This is a genomic window from Mesorhizobium sp. M1142 (assembly GCF_040318565.1).
In the GTDB taxonomy this organism is placed as follows: Bacteria; Pseudomonadota; Alphaproteobacteria; order Rhizobiales; family Rhizobiaceae; genus Mesorhizobium.
On sequence record NZ_JAMYMK010000001.1, the window covers coordinates 163,968 to 185,226 of the forward strand.

The 21,259-nt window shown below is 57.8% G+C and carries 22 protein-coding genes; 12 read left to right on the forward strand and 10 right to left on the reverse strand.

Annotated features, from left to right (window positions below):
- Positions 1-28: 28 nt before the first annotated feature.
- Together NKH42_RS00805 and NKH42_RS00810 are read right to left on the reverse strand one after the other, a co-directional pair.
- On the reverse strand, positions 29-1,357 hold the full coding sequence (locus NKH42_RS00805) for a cation diffusion facilitator family transporter (RefSeq protein ID WP_352973730.1): 1,329 nt from the start codon (positions 1,355-1,357) through the stop codon (positions 29-31).
- 10 nt (positions 1,358-1,367) lie between these two features.
- Positions 1,368-1,649, reverse strand: a complete 282-nt coding sequence (locus NKH42_RS00810; protein ID WP_352973732.1) for a metal-sensing transcriptional repressor — start codon at positions 1,647-1,649, stop codon at positions 1,368-1,370.
- Positions 1,650-1,767: 118 nt separating this feature from the next.
- Between NKH42_RS00810 and NKH42_RS00815 the strand changes: the two genes are divergently transcribed.
- The 3 genes from NKH42_RS00815 to NKH42_RS00825 are packed head-to-tail and all read left to right on the forward strand — an operon-like array spanning position 1,768 to position 3,809.
- The gene (locus NKH42_RS00815; protein ID WP_352973733.1) at positions 1,768-2,211 is read left to right on the forward strand and encodes a hypothetical protein; all 444 of its coding nucleotides are present in this window, start codon (positions 1,768-1,770) and stop codon (positions 2,209-2,211) included.
- 50 nt (positions 2,212-2,261) lie between these two features.
- Positions 2,262-2,999, forward strand: a complete 738-nt coding sequence (locus NKH42_RS00820) for a HupE/UreJ family protein (RefSeq protein ID WP_352973735.1) — start codon at positions 2,262-2,264, stop codon at positions 2,997-2,999.
- A gap of 12 nt (positions 3,000-3,011) precedes the next feature.
- The gene (locus NKH42_RS00825; protein WP_352973738.1) at positions 3,012-3,809 is read left to right on the forward strand and encodes a hypothetical protein; all 798 of its coding nucleotides are present in this window, start codon (positions 3,012-3,014) and stop codon (positions 3,807-3,809) included.
- 146 nt (positions 3,810-3,955) lie between these two features.
- On the opposite strand, the gene NKH42_RS00830 is transcribed toward NKH42_RS00825, so the two are convergent.
- Positions 3,956-5,026 carry an NAD/NADP octopine/nopaline dehydrogenase family protein gene (locus NKH42_RS00830; protein ID WP_352973934.1) on the reverse strand — a complete coding sequence of 357 codons (1,071 nt, stop codon included), beginning with the start codon at positions 5,024-5,026 and terminating at the stop codon, positions 3,956-3,958.
- A 231-nt stretch (positions 5,027-5,257) separates the two neighbouring features.
- Here NKH42_RS00830 and NKH42_RS00835 point away from each other — a divergent pair, with 231 nt between their 5' ends.
- The 9 genes from NKH42_RS00835 (at position 5,258) to NKH42_RS00875 (ending at position 14,020) form a co-directional block, all read left to right on the forward strand.
- Entirely contained in the window at positions 5,258-6,229 is a 972-nt protein-coding gene (locus NKH42_RS00835; protein ID WP_352973739.1) for a LysR family transcriptional regulator, read from the forward strand.
- Positions 6,226-7,695 carry an NAD(P)-binding domain-containing protein gene (locus NKH42_RS00840; protein WP_352973740.1) on the forward strand — a complete coding sequence of 490 codons (1,470 nt, stop codon included), beginning with the start codon at positions 6,226-6,228 and terminating at the stop codon, positions 7,693-7,695. The genes NKH42_RS00835 and NKH42_RS00840 overlap by 4 nt, the downstream gene beginning before the upstream one ends.
- A complete protein-coding gene (locus NKH42_RS00845; RefSeq protein WP_352973742.1) occupies positions 7,692-8,174 on the forward strand; it encodes a CMD domain-containing protein in 483 nt (160 codons plus the stop codon). The genes NKH42_RS00840 and NKH42_RS00845 overlap by 4 nt, the downstream gene beginning before the upstream one ends.
- Entirely contained in the window at positions 8,171-8,734 is a 564-nt protein-coding gene (locus NKH42_RS00850; RefSeq protein WP_352973744.1) for a peroxidase-related enzyme, read from the forward strand. The genes NKH42_RS00845 and NKH42_RS00850 overlap by 4 nt, the downstream gene beginning before the upstream one ends.
- Before the next feature lie 56 nt (positions 8,735-8,790).
- Positions 8,791-9,531 carry an amino acid ABC transporter ATP-binding protein gene (locus NKH42_RS00855; RefSeq protein ID WP_352973747.1) on the forward strand — a complete coding sequence of 247 codons (741 nt, stop codon included), beginning with the start codon at positions 8,791-8,793 and terminating at the stop codon, positions 9,529-9,531.
- Between the two features lie 32 nt (positions 9,532-9,563).
- Positions 9,564-10,391 carry a transporter substrate-binding domain-containing protein gene (locus NKH42_RS00860; RefSeq protein ID WP_352973749.1) on the forward strand — a complete coding sequence of 276 codons (828 nt, stop codon included), beginning with the start codon at positions 9,564-9,566 and terminating at the stop codon, positions 10,389-10,391.
- A gap of 67 nt (positions 10,392-10,458) precedes the next feature.
- The gene (locus NKH42_RS00865) at positions 10,459-11,175 is read left to right on the forward strand and encodes an amino acid ABC transporter permease (RefSeq protein ID WP_352973752.1); all 717 of its coding nucleotides are present in this window, start codon (positions 10,459-10,461) and stop codon (positions 11,173-11,175) included.
- A gap of 17 nt (positions 11,176-11,192) precedes the next feature.
- Entirely contained in the window at positions 11,193-11,885 is a 693-nt protein-coding gene (locus tag NKH42_RS00870; protein ID WP_352973754.1) for an amino acid ABC transporter permease, read from the forward strand.
- An 800-nt stretch (positions 11,886-12,685) separates the two neighbouring features.
- The gene (locus tag NKH42_RS00875; RefSeq protein ID WP_352973757.1) at positions 12,686-14,020 is read left to right on the forward strand and encodes a tyrosine-type recombinase/integrase; all 1,335 of its coding nucleotides are present in this window, start codon (positions 12,686-12,688) and stop codon (positions 14,018-14,020) included.
- A 254-nt stretch (positions 14,021-14,274) separates the two neighbouring features.
- Here NKH42_RS00875 and NKH42_RS00880 read toward each other — a convergent pair whose 3' ends face one another.
- The 7 genes from NKH42_RS00880 to NKH42_RS00910 form a co-directional block, all read right to left on the reverse strand.
- Positions 14,275-15,144 (reverse strand): trypsin-like serine peptidase, encoded by an 870-nt coding sequence (locus NKH42_RS00880; RefSeq protein WP_352973760.1) that lies wholly within the window; start codon positions 15,142-15,144, stop codon positions 14,275-14,277.
- Between the two features lie 40 nt (positions 15,145-15,184).
- Positions 15,185-16,069: a copper homeostasis membrane protein CopD gene (copD, locus tag NKH42_RS00885; protein WP_352973762.1), complete on the reverse strand. Its 885-nt coding sequence runs from the start codon at positions 16,067-16,069 to the stop codon at positions 15,185-15,187.
- On the reverse strand, positions 16,069-16,536 hold the full coding sequence (gene copC, locus NKH42_RS00890; protein WP_352973764.1) for a copper homeostasis periplasmic binding protein CopC: 468 nt from the start codon (positions 16,534-16,536) through the stop codon (positions 16,069-16,071). The genes copD and copC overlap by 1 nt, the downstream gene beginning before the upstream one ends.
- Before the next feature lie 59 nt (positions 16,537-16,595).
- Complete coding sequence (locus NKH42_RS00895) at positions 16,596-17,066, reverse strand: hypothetical protein (protein WP_352973765.1); 471 nt, start codon at positions 17,064-17,066, stop codon at positions 16,596-16,598.
- Between the two features lie 28 nt (positions 17,067-17,094).
- On the reverse strand, positions 17,095-19,314 hold the full coding sequence (locus tag NKH42_RS00900) for a multicopper oxidase domain-containing protein (RefSeq protein ID WP_352973767.1): 2,220 nt from the start codon (positions 19,312-19,314) through the stop codon (positions 17,095-17,097).
- Positions 19,315-19,952: 638 nt separating this feature from the next.
- A complete protein-coding gene (locus tag NKH42_RS00905; RefSeq protein WP_352973768.1) occupies positions 19,953-20,378 on the reverse strand; it encodes a hypothetical protein in 426 nt (141 codons plus the stop codon).
- A 122-nt stretch (positions 20,379-20,500) separates the two neighbouring features.
- Positions 20,501-21,160 carry an acyl-homoserine-lactone synthase gene (locus NKH42_RS00910; protein ID WP_352973770.1) on the reverse strand — a complete coding sequence of 220 codons (660 nt, stop codon included), beginning with the start codon at positions 21,158-21,160 and terminating at the stop codon, positions 20,501-20,503.
- Positions 21,161-21,259: the final 99 nt, after the last annotated feature.

Consider the following 21,259-nt stretch of genomic DNA (forward strand, 5'->3'; position numbering starts at 1 on the left):
GGTGTACGGTATCGCGCCAGTCGTAAGGTCAGTGATGGTGGCCTTCCGGCTCGACCATCTTGAACGGCAGGATCTGTTCCTTGCCCTTCGCGGTCAGGATCAGCCTCGCCTCGAACTCGTGCGGCTCGGCCGGGGCAACGCTGCTCTCGAGGCGTTGGTGATCGCCGGCGACAGGCCCGAGAGGCAGCGTCTCGGGTCCCTGGGGCCGGTCGATGATCACGGTCGCCTCAAGATCGTCGGCATGGCTGTCGATGGTGAGACGCATGCGCTCGCCTGCCGGCGTGTCCACGATTTCGAGCAGCCCTGCGGCTAGGTCGCTGGCGACGTTGAACGGCTCCGGCGCGTGATGGCCATGGCCAGAACTACCCGCCACAGGCCCGCCTTCGCCCTCCAGGCGGATGTTTGCTTCCGAAAGCGCCGGCAGGTGATCGAACAGTTCCCCTCTCAGGGCTTCGGTGATGCCGGCCACGTCCTTCGCCGTCGCAGTGTCGGCCACCTTGATGGCGATATCGGCATGCAGGCGATGGCCGATCCAGCGCGCCTGCACCTGGGCAACCTGCTCGATGCCGCGCACATGCTCGGCCGCATGATTGATTTCCTCGACAATGCCGGGCTCTACGCCGTCCAGCATGCGCGTCAGAACCGCCTTCGAAGACTGCCAGACGATGGCGAAGATCGCGATCGTGATCAAAAGGCCAATGATCGGGTCGGCGAGCGGAAAGCCCAGCCACACGCCGATTGCGCCGAGAACGACCGCCAGGCTAGTGAAGCCGTCGGTGCGGGCATGATAGCCGTCGGCGATCAGCGCCGCACTGTTGATCTCACGGCCAACGCGGATGCGGAACACTGCGACCGCCTCATTGCCAATGAAGCCGATCAGGCCGGCGGCGGCCACCCAGCCGAGGAAGGTGATGGGCTGCGGATGGATCAGCCTGTCGATCGCCTCGTACCCGGCGACTATGGCACTGAACAGGATGATCAGCACTATGATGATGCCGGCCAGATCCTCGACACGACCCAGCCCGTAGGTGAAGGTCTTGCTCGGCTTGCGCCGGGCCAACATGAAGGCGACCCACAGCGGGATGGCGGTCACCGCATCGCCGACATTGTGGATGGTGTCAGCAAGCAGCGCCACACTGCCCGACAGGAACACCACCACGAGCTGAAGCGCCGCGGTAATGGCCAGAATGACGAATGACCATTTGATCGCCCAAATTCCCCGGTCGGTCGTCGCGATCGTCGGATCGATGACGCCGTGCGTGTGGCCGTGGCCACCCTCACCATGATCATGGCCGTGCCCGCCAAAGCCCTGGGTTGCCGGGCCGAAGCCAAACCAGTCGCGAATACCGTCCATCATGGGGGGTGTCTCACAGGTACTTGGTTATGTCCTTGAACTCGTCGATCGAACGGCGCTGCTCGCGCGCCAGAGGTCCGACGACGTCCTCCAGGCAGTGGTTGAGGTGATCTTGGATCAGCGTCTTCTTGGCTTGGGAAATGGCCTTCTCGACGGCATGCAACTGCTGGGCGATGTCGAGACAAGGTCGTCCTGCTTCAATCATCTCGACAACGGCGCGCAAATGGCCATCGGCGCGTTTCAACCGCTTGATGATGTCGGGATGGGTTTCGTGGACGTGAGGACGCTCGTTCATCGTCGAATGCTATCCCCCTGGAGAGGACAGTGTCAATGTAAGATGCTCGGATCCGCGCCACCCAGACAACGTCATTGGCTTGCTGGCCGGGGCATCGGCAAATGCGACCGAATGACGGTTGAACACCGCTGCCTCGTCCATTATTCGGACGCGATCAGCGGATAAGGCAATCTTCGTTAAGCATGAAAATCTATTGATCGGTGGCATGAACGGCTCGACTTCACGGATTTTGCGTCTGGCGCTGCTGGCGATCCTGCAGCTTGCCGTTCTGCTTTTTCCGTTGCCCGTAGCCAATGCCTTGCCGCAATGCCTGCCGGCTGGGCTGGAGCAGTCAGCCGCTGCGGATCACGTTCAGGACGATGAAACGGCCGACGGGCAGCAAACGAGTGCCCACCTTGGCGCCTATGGCGCCGATCATTCGCACGACATCCCCGACGCCGCGATCGTCGCGGTCTCGCCGGCTGGCCCGCAACAGGAAAGCTGGCGGCAAACAGAACGACCTGCGGCAGTAGCTGCGCGGCCTTCAGATATCGACCGACCGCCACGCGGTTTTGCCGCTTAAGCAACCGCGGCCGTCCTGGCCACACCCTTCTCATTCTCGGGAACCAAACCATGCAACGACCCTTTTTTGGGGGCGGCGCGCCGGCTGCTGTCGCACCCGGCAAGTTCGTCCTCAGCGCCCTTGTGGCGATCCTCATCCTTCCTGCCCTGTGCGGGCTTGCCTACGCTCACGGCGTCGCCGCCGGCGACAAGGGCTATATCCAGGAAATCAGCGGCGTCCATCTGATCTCCTTTATCTACCTCGGCGCCAAGCACATGATGACCGGCAATGACCACCTGCTCTTCCTCTTCGGGGTCATCTTCTTCCTCTACCGGATGAAGCATATCGGCATCTACGTCAGCCTGTTCGCCATCGGGCATTCGACGACGATGCTGCTCGGCGTCTATTTCGGCTGGAAGATCAATCCCTACCTGATCGACGCCATCATCGGCCTTTCCGTCGTCTACAAGGCGCTCGACAATCTCGGCGCCTTCCAGCGCTGGCTGGGCTTCCAGCCGAACACGAAGGTGGCGACGCTGATCTTCGGCTTCTTCCACGGCTTCGGCCTGGCAACCAAGATCCTCGACTATGAAATATCGCCGGATGGGCTGGTCCCCAACCTCATCGCCTTCAATGTCGGTGTAGAGATCGGCCAGATGCTGGCACTCGGCGCCATTCTCATCCTCATGGGCTATTGGCGCCGTACGAAAAGCTTCTGGCGCCATGCCTACACCGCCAACGTCGTCATGATGACCGCCGGGTTCCTGCTGGTCGGGTACCAGCTCACCGGCCTTTTCATCGCATCCTAAGGAACGGACACAATGTACAATTCGGATCTTCCCAATCGCGCGGACCTGCCCACCTCGGCGCAGCTCAGGCGCTCCACCATCATTGCCGCATCGGCCGCACTCGCCATCCTGGTAACGATCGTCATGCCTTCCGAATACGCTGTCGATCCGACCGGCGCCGGGCGGCTGCTGGGACTTACCAAGATGGGCGAGATCAAGGCCCAGCTCGCGGCAGAGGCCGCCACGGACGAGGCCGCCATGGTGGCGAAGGCGACGGCGCCAAGGCTCCAGCAGGCCGACTCTCCACCGGAGCTGGCGGCACGCCTTGAGCGCATCGAGACGTTGCTCGCGGCGCTCAGCGCAAAAGCGCCTGCGCAAAGCCCTGTTACGCAGGACGATGTGAATGTCGGCGGTGTCGTGCCGGCCGAAAACTTGCCGATGACGCCCGAGCCCGAGATCGCCGAGACGGTGGCAGCGCCGGCCCAGCCGGTCCCGGCCGCACCCGCCGAGCCGGCCGGAAATCACGACGAGATGGCGATTTCGCTGGCACCCGGCGAGGGAGCGGAAGTGAAGCTGGCGATGCGCCAGGCGGCCAGGGCGAACTATTCGTGGACGGTGGACGGCGGCGTGGTGAATTTCGACATGCATGGCGACGGCGGCGGCCAGTCGGTCAGCTACGAAAAGGGCCGCGGCGTGCCGGCAAGCGAGGGCACACTGGAAGCTGCTTTCGAAGGCAATCACGGCTGGTTCTGGCGCAATCGCGGCGCCAGCGACATTACTGTGACCCTACGCGCCAGCGGCGACTATGCGGAGATCAAGCGGATGAAATAGCCAACTCGGACCGACCAACACAGTTTGATAATGTCCAACCTGTGTTGGTCCCCTTCGCACGTCGTTAGCGTTAGAAGCAGGTCGCAATGATTTAACGTGGAGCGTCGCGCTAGCTTTCCCAAGCGCCGCATTGGCCGCGAGCGCGATCAAAAACCCGTGTGGCAAAGGGTTTCAAGATCCGCCTTTGTCATTTCCTCGATGCCGAGCCCGGGAAGAATATCATTATCTCCCTTGAGATTCCGGCCATAAGCCGCCGACAATATGGAAATTCCGGATTCATGGAGAACCGCCGGATTTCCGCTGATCTTCCCAAGGACTGCGGTCGGTAACAGGCCGAACGGAACGTCCTCGAGAATATAGCGGCTCTCGATCGTCGGCGGGCCAAAGCCACCACGACCTTGGCGATCCATCTCCTGGTTCATTTCCGAAACAGTGCTCATGGGGACGTGGAAGGACAATGAAAAATGTTCCTGAACGGTACGAACCGCGATACCGAAATGGGCAGCTATGGCCAATCGTTCGGCATCCAGAGCCTCGATGAAGCGACCAACGGCAGGAGTGACATTCCCCCCCTGGCTCCACTGCTCGGCCTTCTCCATGCGTGTGAGATTGAGAAGGGCAATTCCCAGATGGTTCTGCGGATTGAGGTTGCTGAGCGCAATTGCCAGCAGACCATCGCGCTTGACGAAACGATCGCCGAACAAGGCCGTACAAAGCTCGTACCCTAGGTTGAGCGCATCGAAAGGCAGCGTCGCGACATCGAGCTTCTGGCGAATGGAAGTAACATGGACTTCGGTTGGTCCGAGCTGGCGGCCGGTCAAGAGCGTTGTGCCCCAAACGACGATCGGCAACCTGACCTTGCGTTCGGCCAACCGCTTGGAGAGATATAGCGCCCCGAATGAACTGTGCGAACTGACGATGACCGGAATACCATCTGCCAGATGAGGGACGGCGGCATCCATCACCATCTTGTGGCCGTAAGCGGGAAGCGCGATCACCACCACGTCCGCGTTGGCGACGGCATCCTTACAATCCTTGGCAATGCGCACCGGTGCGGTCGCCGCGATATCCCCCGTCGCTTTTAACAATTCGCCAGTGGCCAGCCTCTTTGTGCGCTCTCCCGACGGTGACCAAAGCGTTGGCGAATGCCCCGATTGTGCCAAATAGGCGGCAAGGCCATAGGCGATTGCCCCGGCCCCCAGAATACTCACGCGCATAACATTCCTCCTGCTGCAGGCTTTTTGGTTCGAGAATCCTTGTCGTTGCCACCTACAAGTTTTTTCATCAGGAGGTTCCGAATTAGGGTCACGTCGGTTGCCCTCAGCGGTTTCGATCAGGGCTCTGGCTTTGAAGCCGGCAAACGCCGCCACCATATTAGTTTCCTCTTGACATATATCAAAAATGAATGAGACGATGTCAATCATACGAATTACGCATGTAGGGAGAACATGGAAACCCGGGACCTTCAGACCTTCCTTGCGGTTGCTGCCAGCGGCAGCATTACCAAGGCGGCTGACATGCTCGGGCGTTCCCAACCTTCGGTGACACGCACCGTTCAGGAGCTCGAGGCCGAACTTGGCTTCGAATTGCTGCATCGGATCGGCCGACGGGTGCAGTTGTCCGAGGAAGGTGTGGCATTCGAAGAAGAAGCCCGGCGCTTGCTGATGTCTTTCACCGAACTCGCGGCACGGGCGAAGATGATCGCCGCCGGCCGGGGGCGGATCCTGCAGATTGTCACAACCTCGGCGATCGGCACCGGCTTGATCCCGACGGCCCTGGCCGAGCTCCAGGGTGCCGAGCTTCCGCACGAGACGCATCTCGGGCAGTTTCTTCCTTCGATCGTCGCCCTGGAGGTGCGCAGCGGACGTGCCGAGATCGGCTTTTCAAGCCTGCCGCTCGATACGCCTGGTCTGGATGTGCTGCGGCTCTATTCGGCACCTGATGTTGCGGCCGTGCGAGAGGACGATCCGCTAGCTGAACTTGATGTCATCCCGCTTTCGGCCTTTGCCGGTCGACGCGTCGCCACGTTGCTCAATCCGCTGCGTTTTCAGTTGCATGTCTCCAAGGCATTGGCGGCCAGGGGCATCGACACCGGGCCAGTGATCCGGACGAATACTGCCTATGGCGCGTTGCAGCTTGTGCGCCGGACCGGCGTTGCCGCTGTCATCGATCCCCTCACCGCCTATGGCGTGGCCTTGCCTGGGGTCGCCATCCGCCCGATCGACGCGACCGTTCTTTTTTATTGGGGCGTTGTGGCTGCCGAAAAACGCCCCCTTCGTCCAGTCGCGCAGGCGTTGATGGATGCGGTCGAGGCGGTGGCTGAACGCTCGATCGTCGGCTTCAAGAAGCTCGATCCGACCCTCGCTGGCCAATTGGTGACCGATCCTGCATCCGGCACAAATCACGGAACGGGAATATGAAGCATACCCCCACCGCGCCAATTTCGACAGGTCTTGCCGCGCTCGAAGCACAGCTTGCGCAGGATCTCGACTTTCTCGAACTGCCCGCCAAACCATGGGTTCCCGCGCGGTCGCACGATGGCATGCCTGTCCGTGACGTCGTGGTGATCGGCGCCGGCATGTGCGGACTTGCTGCCACGGCAAAGCTTGTGCTGACCGGGATAACCAATGTCGTCGCCTATGATGCGGCTCCGGCCGGGCTCGAAGGGCCATGGGTGACGTTTGCCCGCATGCAAACGCTCCGGTCGCCGAAGACCCTCAACGGTCCGTCGCTTGGCCTGCCGCAATTGACGTTCCGCGCCTGGTTCACGGGGCAGTGGGGCGTCGACGCCTGGCAGTCGCTGGACAAAATTCCCAAGGGCCAGTGGATGGATTACCTGGTCTGGTACCGAAAGGTGCTTGGTCTGCCAGTGCGCAACGGCGTGCGCATGACCGGTGTCGCACCCGTTGGTGATTTGATTGCGATCGATATCGAAGGCGCGGAATCCGGCCGGGTTCTCACCCGTCATCTCGTTCTGGCCACCGGTCGCTCCGGTCTGGGCGGTTTTGCCGTGCCCGATTTCCTCAACGGGATCGATCGCGCCTATTGGGCCCATTCTGCCGACGACATCGATTTCGACGCGCTGAAAGGTAAGCGTGTGGCAGTTATCGGCGCCGGTGCCTCTTCCATGGACAATGCCGCGACCGCACTCGAGGCGGGCGCCGGCTCTGTCGACATGTTGATCCGACGCAAGGAGATGCCGCGCATCAACAAGCTGACCGGCATCGGCAGCCCGGGTGTTGTACTCGGCATGCATGAATTGCCCGATGATTGGAAGTGGAAGTTCTTCGACTACACCGCCTCAACCCAGACGCCGCCGCCACGTTCATCGACGCTTCGCGTGTCTCGCCACGCGAATGCTCGGTTCTTTCTCGATTGCGGCATCGTCGCGGTAAGAGAAGATGCGGGAGGCCTGCTGATCGAAACCACGCAGGGGCCGATGCGCTACGACTTCCTGATCGCGGCAACGGGCTTTTCAAACGACTTCAGCGACCGCCCGGAATTTGCGGCAATCGCCCCATACATCCGCACTTGGTCTGACGGCCGATATACGCCGGATATGGGGCCGCCGCGTGCAGGCATGTCGGACGCGCCGGATCTTGGTCCCGCCTTCGAATTTCGCGAACGCGTTCCCGGTTCCTGCCCGATGCTGTCGCATATCCACTGCTTCAACGACGCCGCCATGCTGACCCACGGCAAGGTTTCCGGCGATATACCGGCCGTCAGCGCCGGTGCCGACCGTCTGGTCCGCGGCATCGCCGCCTCGCTGTTTGCCGAAGATGTTGAAACCCACTTCGCCAATCTGATCGCCTACGACACGCCCGAACTTCTGGGCGACGAATGGGTCGATTCAACACCCTTGTTGCACAAGGAGGCCGCGCTGTGATCGACGCAATGGACAAGGCCGCCGGTCTATCACCGGACGATGCCCTTTTCGCCGCACGTCGGTTTCGGCCTGAATTTGTGGAGGGGGCCGAAGAATGTCGCCTCTCCGTCCTGCAGCCAGCAAACGACCAAGGGCTTGCGCCCAATTTGCGGGTTGCTCTGGCCCGTCGCATGGCCGCTCTGAATGCCGATCCGGTGCTGATGGCCGAATATGATGTGCAGCTGGCTCAGCTCGATCCGACTGAGCAGCTTCTGGCCGTAGCCCAGAGGGAAACGGATCTGGAAGAGCCATTGGCGACCATCGCACGTCATGTGGACATGATTACGCTGACACCGAAGAAGGCGGAAGCGGGCCACATCGCCCTGCTCGCCCAAGCCGGATTGAACAATCCTCAGATCGTCGCCCTTTCCGAGCTCATCGCCTTCGTCAATTTCCAGACCCGGGTGGCGACCGGCCTGCGATTGTTGAGGTCGGCATGATTTCCGCGGTGCGCCTGAAGCCATTGAATTGGCATCCGTACATAGCGCCGGTCGAGCTTTCCGAGGCCACACCGGAACAGCTCGATGCGATGAAGGTCACGCCATCAGCCAAGAAAGTTTCGGAATATGTGCGCACCCTTGCGCATGATCCAGAGAGCTACCTTGCCCGCACCATTTTGTTCAACGCAATCATGTATGTCGAAGGCGGGCTTGCCCGCCCTGACCGCGAGCTTGGTGCATTGGGTGCCTCGATGGTCAATGGCTGCAAATTCTGTGCCGTCGTTCACGCACGCAGGCATGCGGAGCTGACCAAAAGCGACGAAGTGGTCACGGCGCTGTATCTCGACAAACCCGAAGCGCTCGGCCCACGCGATGCGGCAATTTACAGCTTTGCTCGGCGCCTGTCGGCGGCGCCGTCGGAAGCGACGGCAGACGATATCGTCGCGCTTCGATCTGTCGGCATGGACGATGCCGAGATCATCGACCTGATCCACGCCATATCGATCTTCGGCTGGGCAAACCGGCTGATGCACGTTCTCGGCCATGCGGAGAGCGGGTGATGATATCGCAAACAGTCAAAGCAGTCCGTCCCACACTTTCCGAAGGGCCACCAGCAATGCTTGAACTTAAAGATGTAAAGCTGTCTTACGGAAGCACGCAGGTTCTGAACGGCGTCAATCTCTCGGTAAAGCGGGGGGACGTGGTGTCGATCATCGGCCCCAGCGGCACCGGCAAGACCACGTTGCTGAAATGCATCAACTACCTGGCCAAGCCGTCGTCAGGAACAATCGCGTTCGATCAGATTCGGATGGATTACCAACGTGCCGACAAGGCCGCTGTCCAGGCGATCCGGCTCCGGACAGCGATGGTCTTTCAGCAGTTCAACGTCTTCAAGAACATGACGGTCCTGCAGAACGTGATGGATCCGCTGGTCGTCGTGCAGCGCAAGTCCACGGACGAGGCGCGGGAGATCGCCCTGCGGGAGCTCGAGCGGGTCGGCCTCACCCCGAAGCGAGACAGCTACCCCTCCCAGCTGTCGGGCGGCCAGCTCCAGCGCACCGGCATCGCACGCGCCCTGGCGGTTCGTCCCGACGTGATACTCTTCGACGAGCCTACGTCATCGCTGGATCCCGAACTCGTCGGTGAAGTCTTGAAGGTGATCAAGGATGTCACCTCGTCAGGGATCACTTCGCTGCTTGTGACCCACGAGATGCAATTCGCAAGGAACATCTCGAACCGAATCGTCTTCATGGATCGTGGCGTGGTTGCCGCCGATGGCAGCCCGGCTGAGATCTTCGATGCACCTTCCAGCCCACGCCTTGCTCAATTCCTGCAGTCGGAACTCGCTTTTCAATAGCTCAACAACTCAACAAGAAGGGAACCTAAGAAATGTCTGCAATCACATCCAGTTTGTCCCGCCGCGCTGCCTTGGCTGTTGCCGGCGGCATTGCAATCGCCCTTGCAACCGTGGGGATCAGTCATGGTGAAACGGTCAGGACGATCAAGATCGCGACGTCTGCCGAATCCAAGCCGCTGGCGTGGGGCGCGATCGGCGTCGAGCCGCAAGGCTATGAGCCCGATCTTCTGAAGGCGATCAACGCAAAGCTGCCGCAGTACAAGTTCGAAATGGAAGGCGTCTCCGACATTGCCCAGGAAACTGGCCTTGCCACGGGCAAATACGACATCGCAGTCGGTGGCTACTACAAGTCGCCCGAGCGCTCCAAGCAGTTCCTCATTCCGGAAAATCCCATGGGCGCCAGCCTGATGAAGATCTACAGCAAGAAAGACAGCGGCATCAAGGAAATGAAAGACCTGGTCGGCAAGAGGATCGTTCCGACCACGGCCGGCGGTGGAACCTACAAGTTCATCATGAATTGGCAGAAAGAAAACCCGCAATACAAGCTCGACGTCACGGCATCGAGTGCCGGTATTCCCTACCCGAACCGGCTGGACGAAGTTCAGAACGGCAAATTCGACGCTCTCGTCCTGCCGTCCAACCTCGGTGAGCAGACCGTCATCGAGCAAAAGAAACTCGATATCGTGGCGTCCGAACCAGTGTTCAGCAACAACACCTACATGCTTATTCACAACTCGGACGAGAACAAGGTTCTAGCCGACGATGTGAACAAGGTTCTCAAGGAATTGAAAGACGACGGCACGATCGAAAAGCTCTCGCAGAAATGGTTCGGCGAAGGCATCGTCCAATACATGAAATAGCACAGCCGTCGACCGTCATACTCGCTAGTCAGCGGCAAGGCTGAATTGCAAGAAGGAGCGTTTCAAAGTGGATGTATCTGCTATGATTCCCGAGTTGCTCTCGGCACTGCCGCTGACGCTCGCCATCACGTTTACAGCCCTCATTTCCGGGTTCTGCCTGGCTCTCATCGCGACAACACTCCGGGTTCGCAGGGTGCCGGTGATCAGTCACCTGGTGGACCTCTACGTGTCCTATGCGCGGAGTGTTCCTGTCGTCCTGCAGTTGTTCGTCGCGTTTTATGGGCTTCCGCTGTTGGTGATCCTGTTCGGCGCCAAAGATTTTATTTCAGCGACGATGGCTGCCATGGTGGGGTTGAGCCTCTACCACGGCGGCTATCTGTCAGAAGTCATGCGACCTGCATATCTTGCCGTCGATCGCGGCCAGCACGATGCGGCCGATAGCCTTGGATATACGTTCCGGCAGAAAATTCGTCGTGTCGTCGGCCCGCAAGCGGTGCACTTCGCATTGCCGGGCTACGGGAACTCCGTCATCTACCTGATCCACAACGTTGCGCTGGTCATGTACATCGGGGCGGCCGACGTCATGGCGACTGCGCACCTGATCATGGAGCGCGACTACAACCAGTTCCAGTTCGAAACCTACCTCGTCCTGGCGGTCATCTATTCGCTGATGTGCCTGGTCGCATGGCTCATCGTGCGCTTCTTCGAGCTTCGCTCGCCAATGCAAGCGCCTGAGGCGACGACAACAACTCCGATCAAGAACGAGCTCCTCGCGAGCGTCTGACGTAAGGGTATTCAACCATGTTTGATACCGATATTTTGCTCCAGGACACGCAGGAAATTCTGAGTGCCGTACCCGTTACGATTGGAATGGCGCTCATGATTTTCGTCCTGTCGACGATAGTCGGCAGCATATTCGCGCTTGTCGAATACAGACGGGTGCCGGTGCTGCGAGAGCTCATCATGACCTACAAGATCGTCTTCAAGGGCGTTCCGATGGTCATCGTGATTTTCCTCGCCTATTTCGGTCTGCCGCCCGCATTCCAGTTCCTGTTCTCGTTGCTGGGGATCAACTTCAACGCCCACGAAACCCCCAATTGGGTCATCCTTGTCGTTGCGATTACCGGCTGTGTCGCCGCGTTCCAATCGGAGATTATCAAGGGAGCCCTGAACGCCTTTGACACCGGTCAGTCGGATGCCGCCCATTCGTTGGGCTATACAAACGGCCAACTGTTCCGACGGATCCTATTTCCCCAGGTGGTTCTCACGGCAATTCCCGACCTCACAACCTCGATGATGGTCATCATGAAGGCGCTTTCTCTCGGATTCGCCATCGAGGTTGTCGATATCTTCGCCCAGTCCCAGTTGACCGCCGCGCTGAACTACTACTACCTCGAAGCCTTCGTGATTGCCGTCGTGATCTACATGGTGATTGCCTATATCGTCACCCAGATTGCCGACAGATTGGAGCGGGCGCTGAGGGTACGGACGTGAGAAGGATTTGGGATAGAATCGTCAAGCTTCGGATATCGAGCCGCACCTGGGAGGCAATTCTTTCGGGGATGAAAAGCTTGAGGAGAAACCCAAGTAGCCGCTGTATGTACCGGTGATCTGGTGCGGGTTGGCCCTCACGGTGCATCCGCAGGGCATGATTTGAGCTCAAGCTGAAAACGCTAGCGCTGACAAAGCGGCACCGTGGCCCCGCCGCCGACCTTGCCGGGAATTGCACGACAGCCGGCTGGAGCGCACGTTCCGGCTGAGATCAAGCTGTACAGAAGGGCAGCTTCTCGAGAGTGAATATGAAGAGCGGACGGTCCGCTTCTCGGCCAACATCGGCCGTTCGTGGAGTGCTGCCCATGTGGGCAGCGGTCAATCGTCCCCCATCCAAATGACGTTCAGGCTTTGACACGAACCTGGCCGTATATGCTGCATTAAAGTTGAAATCGCGCCCCTTTCCGGGCCGCCACAGGGCACCGAACACAGGGCTGACGCTTACGCGTAGATTGCGCCGCATCTGACCAAGCGACTTGTATCCAGACGTAACTAACTGAAATATTTAGCGAAATTGGCGCACCCGACAGGATTCGAACCTGTGACCTCTGCCTTCGGAGGAATTTTTTCGGGCTTTCCTTCGCGTTTCTCTTTGCACGCCGTAGCTCTCTATCCATTTGATTCTACGCATTTATTTTGACACAGGCGCCGAATTTTGTAGGCTATCACAGGTCGAGATTTTCTCTCGCCTGCTTCCGTGGTGCTTCCGCGGAAGCAGGCGAGAGGTGCAGGAAGGGCAACTCATGGCCAGGCTGACAAAGCGCGTTGTCGATGCTGCCGAAGTACGCGATGCGGATTATTTCATGTGGGATGACGAGTTGCCGGGGTTCGGACTACGCATGTTTCGGTCTGGAAAACGAAGCTACCTCGTCCAGTACCGCGCCGCCGGCCGTACCCGCCGCTATACGATTGGGCTTCACGGCGTGTGGACACCCGAAACCGCCCGTCGTGAAGCGCGCATACTCCTGGGAAGAATCGCCCAAGGTGAAAACCCGTCCGAGGAACGGCGCCTCGATCATCAGGCGATCACCGTCAAGGAACTTTGTGAGCGATATCTTGAAGATGCTGACATGGGCTTGATCCTGGGCAAGGGACGTCGGCCTAAAAAGGTATCGACATTGACGATCGACAAGAGCCGGATCCGCCGTCACATCGTCCCGCTTCTGGGCACCCGTCGCGTTAAGGACATCGCTTTAACCGACGTCAACCGCTTCGTCCGGGACGTCACGGCCGGACGGACCAAGGCCAACGTAAAGACCAAGGCGCGAGGTCGCGCGATTGTTCGTGGTGGGGCCGGAACAGCCGCTCGTGCGTTAGGTTTGCTAGGTGGCATTTTCACCTACGCGATAGAGCAGGGAATCATCGAGAAAAACCCAGCCCACGGCGTCCGGAAGCAAGCTGATCGCGTCAAGGATCGCCGTCTCACGGAGCAGGAGTATCGAGAACTGGGAGCGATTCTACGGAAGGCAGCGGAGAATGGCGCTTTGGGTACCTCTCTCGCCGTCATACGGTTCCTTGCCCTCACGGGCTGCCGGCGGAGCGAGATAGTCAGCCTGAAGTGGACCGAGGTCGATCTTGAAAACAGCTGCCTTCGCTTCGAGGACAGCAAGGAAGGGGCCTCTGTAAGGCCTGTCGGACTGCCGGTCCTGGACATGACGGATGATCTAAGCAGGGATGAGCAAGACACCTTCGTCTTTCCGGGCACGGTCGAGGGGAAGCCGCTGGTTGGCTTCCCTAAATATTGGAAGAAGGTTCTCAAGGGGACCACACTCGAGGACATAACGCCCCACGTGCTTCGCCACAGCTTCGCCAGCATCGCCAACGACCTTGGTTTCACAGAAGCTACCGTTGCGGCTCTGCTCGGTCATTCGCGTGGCACAGTGACGAGCCGATACATCCATACCGTTGATACCGCGCTGATCATGGCGGCTGATACGATTGCGGGATACATCAATGGACTTCTGGATGGAATGCGCTTTACGCGTACATCGTACGCCCTCGATCGTGCGGCACGACAAGCCGCGCTCTCACGATTGTTTTCCGAGGTCACGGCTTACTCAGAGGCACTCGCGGCGTAGCCACGGCGCGTCTGCAGCGCGTCGGCCTGGTTGTCGTTCAGACGTAGTGACTTGCCTTCCCTTTATTCCCTAAACGCCCTGAGCATGTGATCTGACAAAGGCTTCATCTGGTATGACCAACATTGCGTTCGTCTGTTTGAATAGAAACTTCGCCGGGCCTGCCTGGCTCGAGCCACTGGCCTATCCTTTCTTTCCTTCTCACCGCGTGTCAATTCATGGAGGCGGCAAACCCGCTATGAGTTCGATCTATCCTCCTAGCGACATTCTTGTTCAATAAACCTCATCATCTCTGCCGCACAGTGATCGAAGTATGGTCCCGCAAGTAAGAACGTCCCGCTGTCGTCGGACCCAGTCGAAGACAAACCGATAACAAAATTCGAGGTTTTGTCTAAAACAGGACCAATGCGAGTCACCCAAGCGCCACCGCTCATACCCAGCCTTGCGTCGGATTGCTTATTGGTCATCACCCCCAAGGTCGCGAAATCTTTGTCGCGAGCTGCCTGTCCGGTAATTTCAACGAGCTTTCGATGATGGCCCAGACCAACGGGTAATCCATAAGCAAATACGTCCGCGGGTGCATCGATTTCATTTCCCAACTGAAGAAAGTTGTCTGATGTCACTGAGGGTAAAACAACGAGGGCGTAATCATCTGGCCAAAAAAAGCGTCCCCCAAAACCCTCGGGCAAGGGCTTAACCCATCCCCTGGGAGTTGCGATACATTTTGGATTGGTCAGCGGAGCTTCATTTTCGGCATTTCCGAGATGACGGAGCTGAAAATCTCCGACCCAAGTGCCGTCTCCATTGTCTCGAACGCAATGGGCGGCCGTAAGCAGTATGTCTCCACGCCCAACAAATTGAGCGGTGCAGTATCTGGTTGTTCCTTTTACCACGGTATCAAGGCGGCGGAATACATTGTACGGAGGCTTCGATATGTCGGGAAAGGTTGTACCCTGCGCCAGACTACCATCCCCTCCACCAGGTGGCTCCGCCAATGGCGCCCCCGCACCAAGCCCTGCTTCTGGCCCTCGGAATAGGTCGAAATCACATTGTGCAAATGCAGCAGACATTGACATCGTCAGCATCAATGCCACTCGGGCGCTTGCTCGCATAAATGACAATAACATCGGCCCCTCCTACGGAAAACAGTGAATCCAGCGCAATCCACTAAGTCGGCTCCAGCATTCCAAATATCGAGACAAGAGCAATGACGCCAACCGACAGAGTAATTTCGGTCATAGTTCCAATTCGAATGGCGCGCAGGCTTTTAGACCTTTGAAATGAAATCTGTGGGACGAATCTGTATCGGTTGAGGATTGCAAGACTGACCATCAAGAGGACCAATACCATCTTGGTGGCCAGCATCGCCTGATAGGGCGAGGACCAGTTGGTCGGCCACTCTCCAAGTGTCAAAAAGGTATTGATTACGCCCGTGGCAAGCACCAACGCAACCACCACATGTCCCACCTTGGAAAAACGTCGCAGCGCCAAACCAGCGGATATCCGCTTCTTCGGATCGTTCAAAGCCAAAAGAATCAACAGAAGTGGCACCAGAGAGCCCAGCCATGCGCCACACGACAGAACATGGAAGGCATCGTTTAGTCGATGCCCTACACCAATCCAGCCTTGCTGCATGGCGGCATGGCCCGTCAACGTGAAACCCGCAAGAACGAGGCTGGCTGCTAGCGCTGTCCACGTCTGACGGCATGTTGACGGAATGACGAGCGCCGCGACCAACGATAGAACAGTAACGGCCTGCACCAGCCAGGCGTGGCCTACGGTGCTTTGAAACAATACTTCCAAGATCATTGATCGATTGAATACATCTATCCAGCCGTCACCGATTGATCCGGCCTCCAAGGGGAGCGCGGCGATCGTCGATGTCGCAACTACCCCGGTGGCTATGATCCGGAAATGTTGCAGGCGCCGTTGAATGTCGCGCGCCAGTTCACTCGGAACAACAATTGATAGATATGCGAAGGTTCCCCAAAGCAGCATCGCAAACGTATCCCGTAGGAACGTGCATGCGGCCAGGGCAAAGTCTGGGCCCATCAGGGCCTCACGATAAAACTGTAGCTGCCTTTGGCTTTGTGGCCATCCGCCGACAGGGCGTGCCAATCGACGGTATACGTACCCGCGTCAAGCGCCCGAGATATTGGAACGACTAGGCTTGCAGCGTTGCCAGCACCAAAAGAGGCGGGGCCCGTCGCCACCGTCCTATTGTCGGCCCCGATGAGCAATACGCCAGTAAACTTTAGATCCACGTCCTCAGAAAAGCTCAGGTCGAGTTCGTTCGGCGCAATTGCCACTATGCTGCCTTCAGCAGGGATTGCGGACGTAAGGCGCGCATGTGCGAATGCCTCATCAACAAACATGCCTCCGATCAGCGTAGCAAGCATCAGGGTGCGAATGTATTTTGGCATGGACATTTCCTTCAAACGGCGATCTGTGCCCCATGCAACGATGGTGCTTGTCAGCCCGCCGAACGAGCCGCCGTACCTTTGCTTGGTATGCTTCATGAAGAGGGGCAATGATGGGCAAACCGCTGACCATATGAACGGAGACGTCAGCTGTTAGTTCACGGCTTGAGCTTGAGCGTTCCCCGCATACCAGCGAGGTGTATCACGCACCAAAAATCGACTGGGTCCTTAAAGGTGTCCAGTACCTCCAGTCGCATTTTCCCCTTGAATTGAACGCCGAATTGACTCGCAGCCCCGCAATCTGTTTCACGGAGGACCGCGTTTGGCCCTTTGTCTTGACCGCAGGCCCAGACAAGATCCTTGGCCTCTGTGGAAGATCCATCCGTAGTTTTTATTGTGACAAATCCGTGGGGGATTGGCCCGTCAATCTGGATTTCAACGATGTCTCCTATCTTGAGATCATCGACGATGAGTGGTGCGGTCGGCGTCGAAGCCTGTCCGTTATAGCTCCACGCAACTCTCTTAGTCGCAACAGCATGGGTATCAGCTGCAAAGCTTGCACCCCCAGCTACGACAATCGCGCTCAGTGCCAGGCCAAATACCGAAGAACTTGCCAAAAATGTTCTCATTTCACTTCCTCCCTTGTTGGAATCTTCGCTATTGCGCCATTGCTCCTACCGTTGGCTCCCACACTTCAATGGGAGCCATCAGCCCACCGTCCTCATGCTTGAGGATATGGCAGTGAAAAACAAACCTTCCGATCTGCTGCGTGGCATCGAAGCTCATTACTATAAAAACCGTGCTGAGGGCCGGCAGCGGAATGGTATCGTGCCAGAGAGGTGTCGCACCGGGATCGGCAGGATCAATCTCTTTCTCCTCGTAGAACTTGATATTAGGTATCACACATTTTTCTGGCGTTTTTCCGCAAGAATCCGATTGCTCAGGCGGCTTAATATGATAAGTCTCGGCAAGTTCTTTTCGCGTTGCCAGGCGAAACTTAATCTGATGGATGTGGAAATTGTGTAAGACGTTTGTTGCATTATAAAGAACCCACAATTGTTTGTGACTCCCATCATGGCTCCCATGATCTATGAAGATGCAAACGTGCCTCTTTGTCCAATCAACGGTTCCATCCTCTTGCACATAGTCTTCGAACGGAACAGCTATTTCAGCCTGCTGTTTCGCATCATATCCTACGGTCGTTTTGCTTGGATCGTCGGGGTTGTAGTCCGCCTCGTCCTGCAAATCCGGTCCGTCCCGGGGGCGCACGATTTGAGTTAGCATGCTCCAATCCGTTTTCATGCCGGTAGATGTTTGCCCCCCGTCGATGAAAGTCACGCGGCGGTATTCGTGGAAGGCCGGATCCAAATCCCGGACGCAGCCATCCGGTAGCTCCGCTCGTTCGGCAACAGGCGGCTGAACCTGAATGAGATTTGGGAAAGCCTCGACGGAAGCGTTCAACGCAACTCTAATAGGGCTTGCAGCGGTGTTCGGCTCTAACTCAATCCTTGCAAGCCGAATCGCCGGCCACTTGTCTGTTCCCGCATCGAGTCCCCGAGTGCTAAGAATATATTTTTGAGACTTATCATGCAATTTCTGGTCATTGCGGATGTAGATCTCAGCGCGCGAAGCAGGCATCAACAATAGGTTATCTAGATTGTTTGCCTGGATTGGTTTGTCTTTCTGCTCTGGCAGCACCGGCCTTGCCGGGACCACCCCGTCGAGACCCAGTATTGTTAGTGGTAGAACCGTTCCGTCGACCTCGTTCCGTAACTCCAACCAGTAGCCCACATTCGCGCTGAGATTACCCAATCGAAGCAGAAGGTTTTTCCCGCCTTCTATCTTAACCGTCGGAAAACGTTGCCCGTTCAGAGTGAATAGCCACGCCGAGTTTTGGTCGAGTTGGCAGAAGCCGGCTCGAATTGACAAGTCGTCCGTGTCCAGTTTTCCCTCTTTCCAAACCCCGCACTTGGCACCCGGTGCCCTCTTCGGCGGAAAATCGCGGGCAGTGGGGTCCCATTCAGCCGTCGCGTGGCCATCGGCTTCTTCTGGAAGCTTGCTGATTTTCCGCAGTGGAATGTCCCGAAGGAGAGCGTATCGGACATTCGTTTCACGCCTCAAGTCGGCCGTGTCCTTGGCAACGTCATTGAGGCATTTGGAAGGGTCGACCGGATCCTGCCGGCAGCCTGCCTTGACGTTAGCGGTCGCATCGCCGACCGAAAGTAGGCCGGACATGCCGCCCATAACCTGGTCGGATGAAATTCCGTGCATATGAGAGTGGTACCAGTCGAGACCAGATGGGTGAGCAATGTAGCCTCCTTTACCTTCTAGGACTCGAGCATCGAGCATTCCTTCGCCGGGTATTGGGACATCGAGGTCGAAACTGTTCGGGTTTCCCTTTGCGTCGCGGCCAGCCTTCAAATGCACGTAGACGTTGTCCCCGGTTCCTAGCTCGGCGGGCTTAGGTCTCGCATTGTTGGGCGATACAATCCCTCCATGAAAGTAGTGAAGATTGGTCGGGTTTTCGTCTTCGTCTCCGTGGGACATGCCGTCGTGCACACGAGGTGCCAAGAGATTCTCGAGGTGAGCAGCGACGGTATCACCCGGCTCTACTTCGATAACTGGCGTCAAATAGCTGTCGTTGTAATTTTCAGTGGTGACTTTGTAGCCTCCGACCTCGATTTCATGCGTCTCCGCTGTCAGAGTGACCTTCACCCGATGACGGCCGTCGGTCTGAGTTGAGACGGTACACTTGTCGCCAAGGGAGGATACGCCTGCCGTTGCCACGGAGCAGATTGGAGGTTGGACAAGTTCTGCGGCCATCGCCGGCCACAGGACCATGCCAACACCAAGTGCAAGGGTCAAAAGGCGTTTCAAGGCATCATTCCGTTCTGCAAGACTTGCTGACTTGGACCCATTTTGTACGTATAGGCTGGACTTCGCTGCCGACGCTGCCCTACCGATCTTCAGTGCCGGCCGGACTTAGACCTACAACTATTCGCTGCTTGCCATAGCTTACGGCCACGCCGTAGTGACAATCGTGGTAATTTAGATCAGCGTATTGGACCGGTGAAAGGGTCAAGACCTGCGTCACCTGTCCCGCTGGCGGTACTGCTGCCAGCTCCAACTGGAGGACGAGCGGATTATCCTGAGCTCCGGCCTTGGTAACATTCAACTGATACCCGGGGGTCGGCGCGAGGAATTGGCCGGTCACCAGAAGTGAAGAGCAGCCCGTACTCGTGGGAACATAGGTCGCGGCGAACGAACCCGGAACCAGTCCGATACTGTCTGCGGCCAATGTGGTTGTTGATACAAGCGATGCTACGAGGCTAGTGACGATCGACAGCTTCGAATATCTCATTGCAGTATCCTCCTTGAAGAACCTAGTCTTCACTCCGGGCAGCATTTGTTTTCCAGGGCAGAAAAAAATCTCACTGCACTCGTCTGTGCACAGGAAATCGCCCGTCCAGCCCGCGTGCTCGGGATTCGCCAACGCGTATGATTCGCGGGGGGATTCATTGTTTGACGGCTACGAAGGAAGCGACGTACCCTGCAGGCGCACCGTCGTGCGGTTTTGCTCTCAGAACACTCCCAACGAGTGCTGGAACCTGTCCAACACCGTTTGACCATGATGGAGCCAGATAGCCGGAATAGTCGTATTCCCAGTGCTCGGTCTGTGTGCCCGCCCGACCATGGCCAACGATTTGAACCGTCAATGGCGCCGCCGATGTTGGAGGCTGGACGGTTCCTTGTAGGTCTAATCCGCCACCGCTCCAGTCAATCGTTCCTGTGAGCGAATTGTCCGGTTTGACATCAAATGAAAAAACCGCCTCTGCAAAAAATAAAGTTAATGCGGTTTTGGGGTCGGCGGTGACCAGAGCAGGATTGTTGTGAAAGCTTCGATATGTCCATTTGCCGGATAGCACGCTGCTGTCCTGCACTGTTTCCCCTGTTGCCTGAGCGAAGCTGTGGGCGGTTGAACCCACGCTCAAGCCAAGCGCGACAACGAAGTACGTTAGACAGATAGTAGGCCCGGACACTCGCACTTACATACTCCCCAAACTTATTCAGCCGCCTGGACCGTGCTTTTTGCTCCTTCAAGAAAGCGCGGCTGTATCCCGCGCCGTACCAGCAGTGAATGATCGATGCCAAGGATCTTGCGGACACTCTTGAGCGCTGCTTCGTTCACCTCGATGTAGGCGACGATGTACCATTCGCCGTTTTCTTCGCGGGCCATGCCAAGGGGCTCGGCCCGCCACTTCAGTGCACCATGGTGGGGCATGAAGTAGGTTTCCTGGACGCCGCCCACCGCGCTGAAGCCCTCGTCAAGCGCGTACTCCATCACCGCGCAGCACAGCTGCGTCAGCGTACCCCGCAAGCCGATCGAGCGTTTATCGGGCACCACGAAGGTGCGTGTCCATTCGGCCCAGTCGGGACGTCTCGGAACACCTGATCTTTCGCACATGTGAGAAAAGACCTCCGAGACCATGTGCGGCTCGCTTGTTGGGATCAATCGAGCCGAGGTCACCACGCGACCGTCTTCGAGACCCAGCAGATAGGTCGCCGCGTCCGTATCGAACTGGTCTCGCTCACGACCATCTGGACTTGGAGGGCGCCAGCGCTTCTGATGCACGAAGAAATCGTGCCGGCGACGCAAAAACTCGTCGAATTCGTTTTCGTAGAGATGCTTGTTGTGCGCATTGACGACATGGGCAGTTATCATCGCGCGATCCCCATCATTCCCAAGAAAAGGATAGTTGCAGTCGCGCTAAAGTACGTCACCTGTCCGATCGGACAGTTGACGCGTTTGCAGTCAAACGCC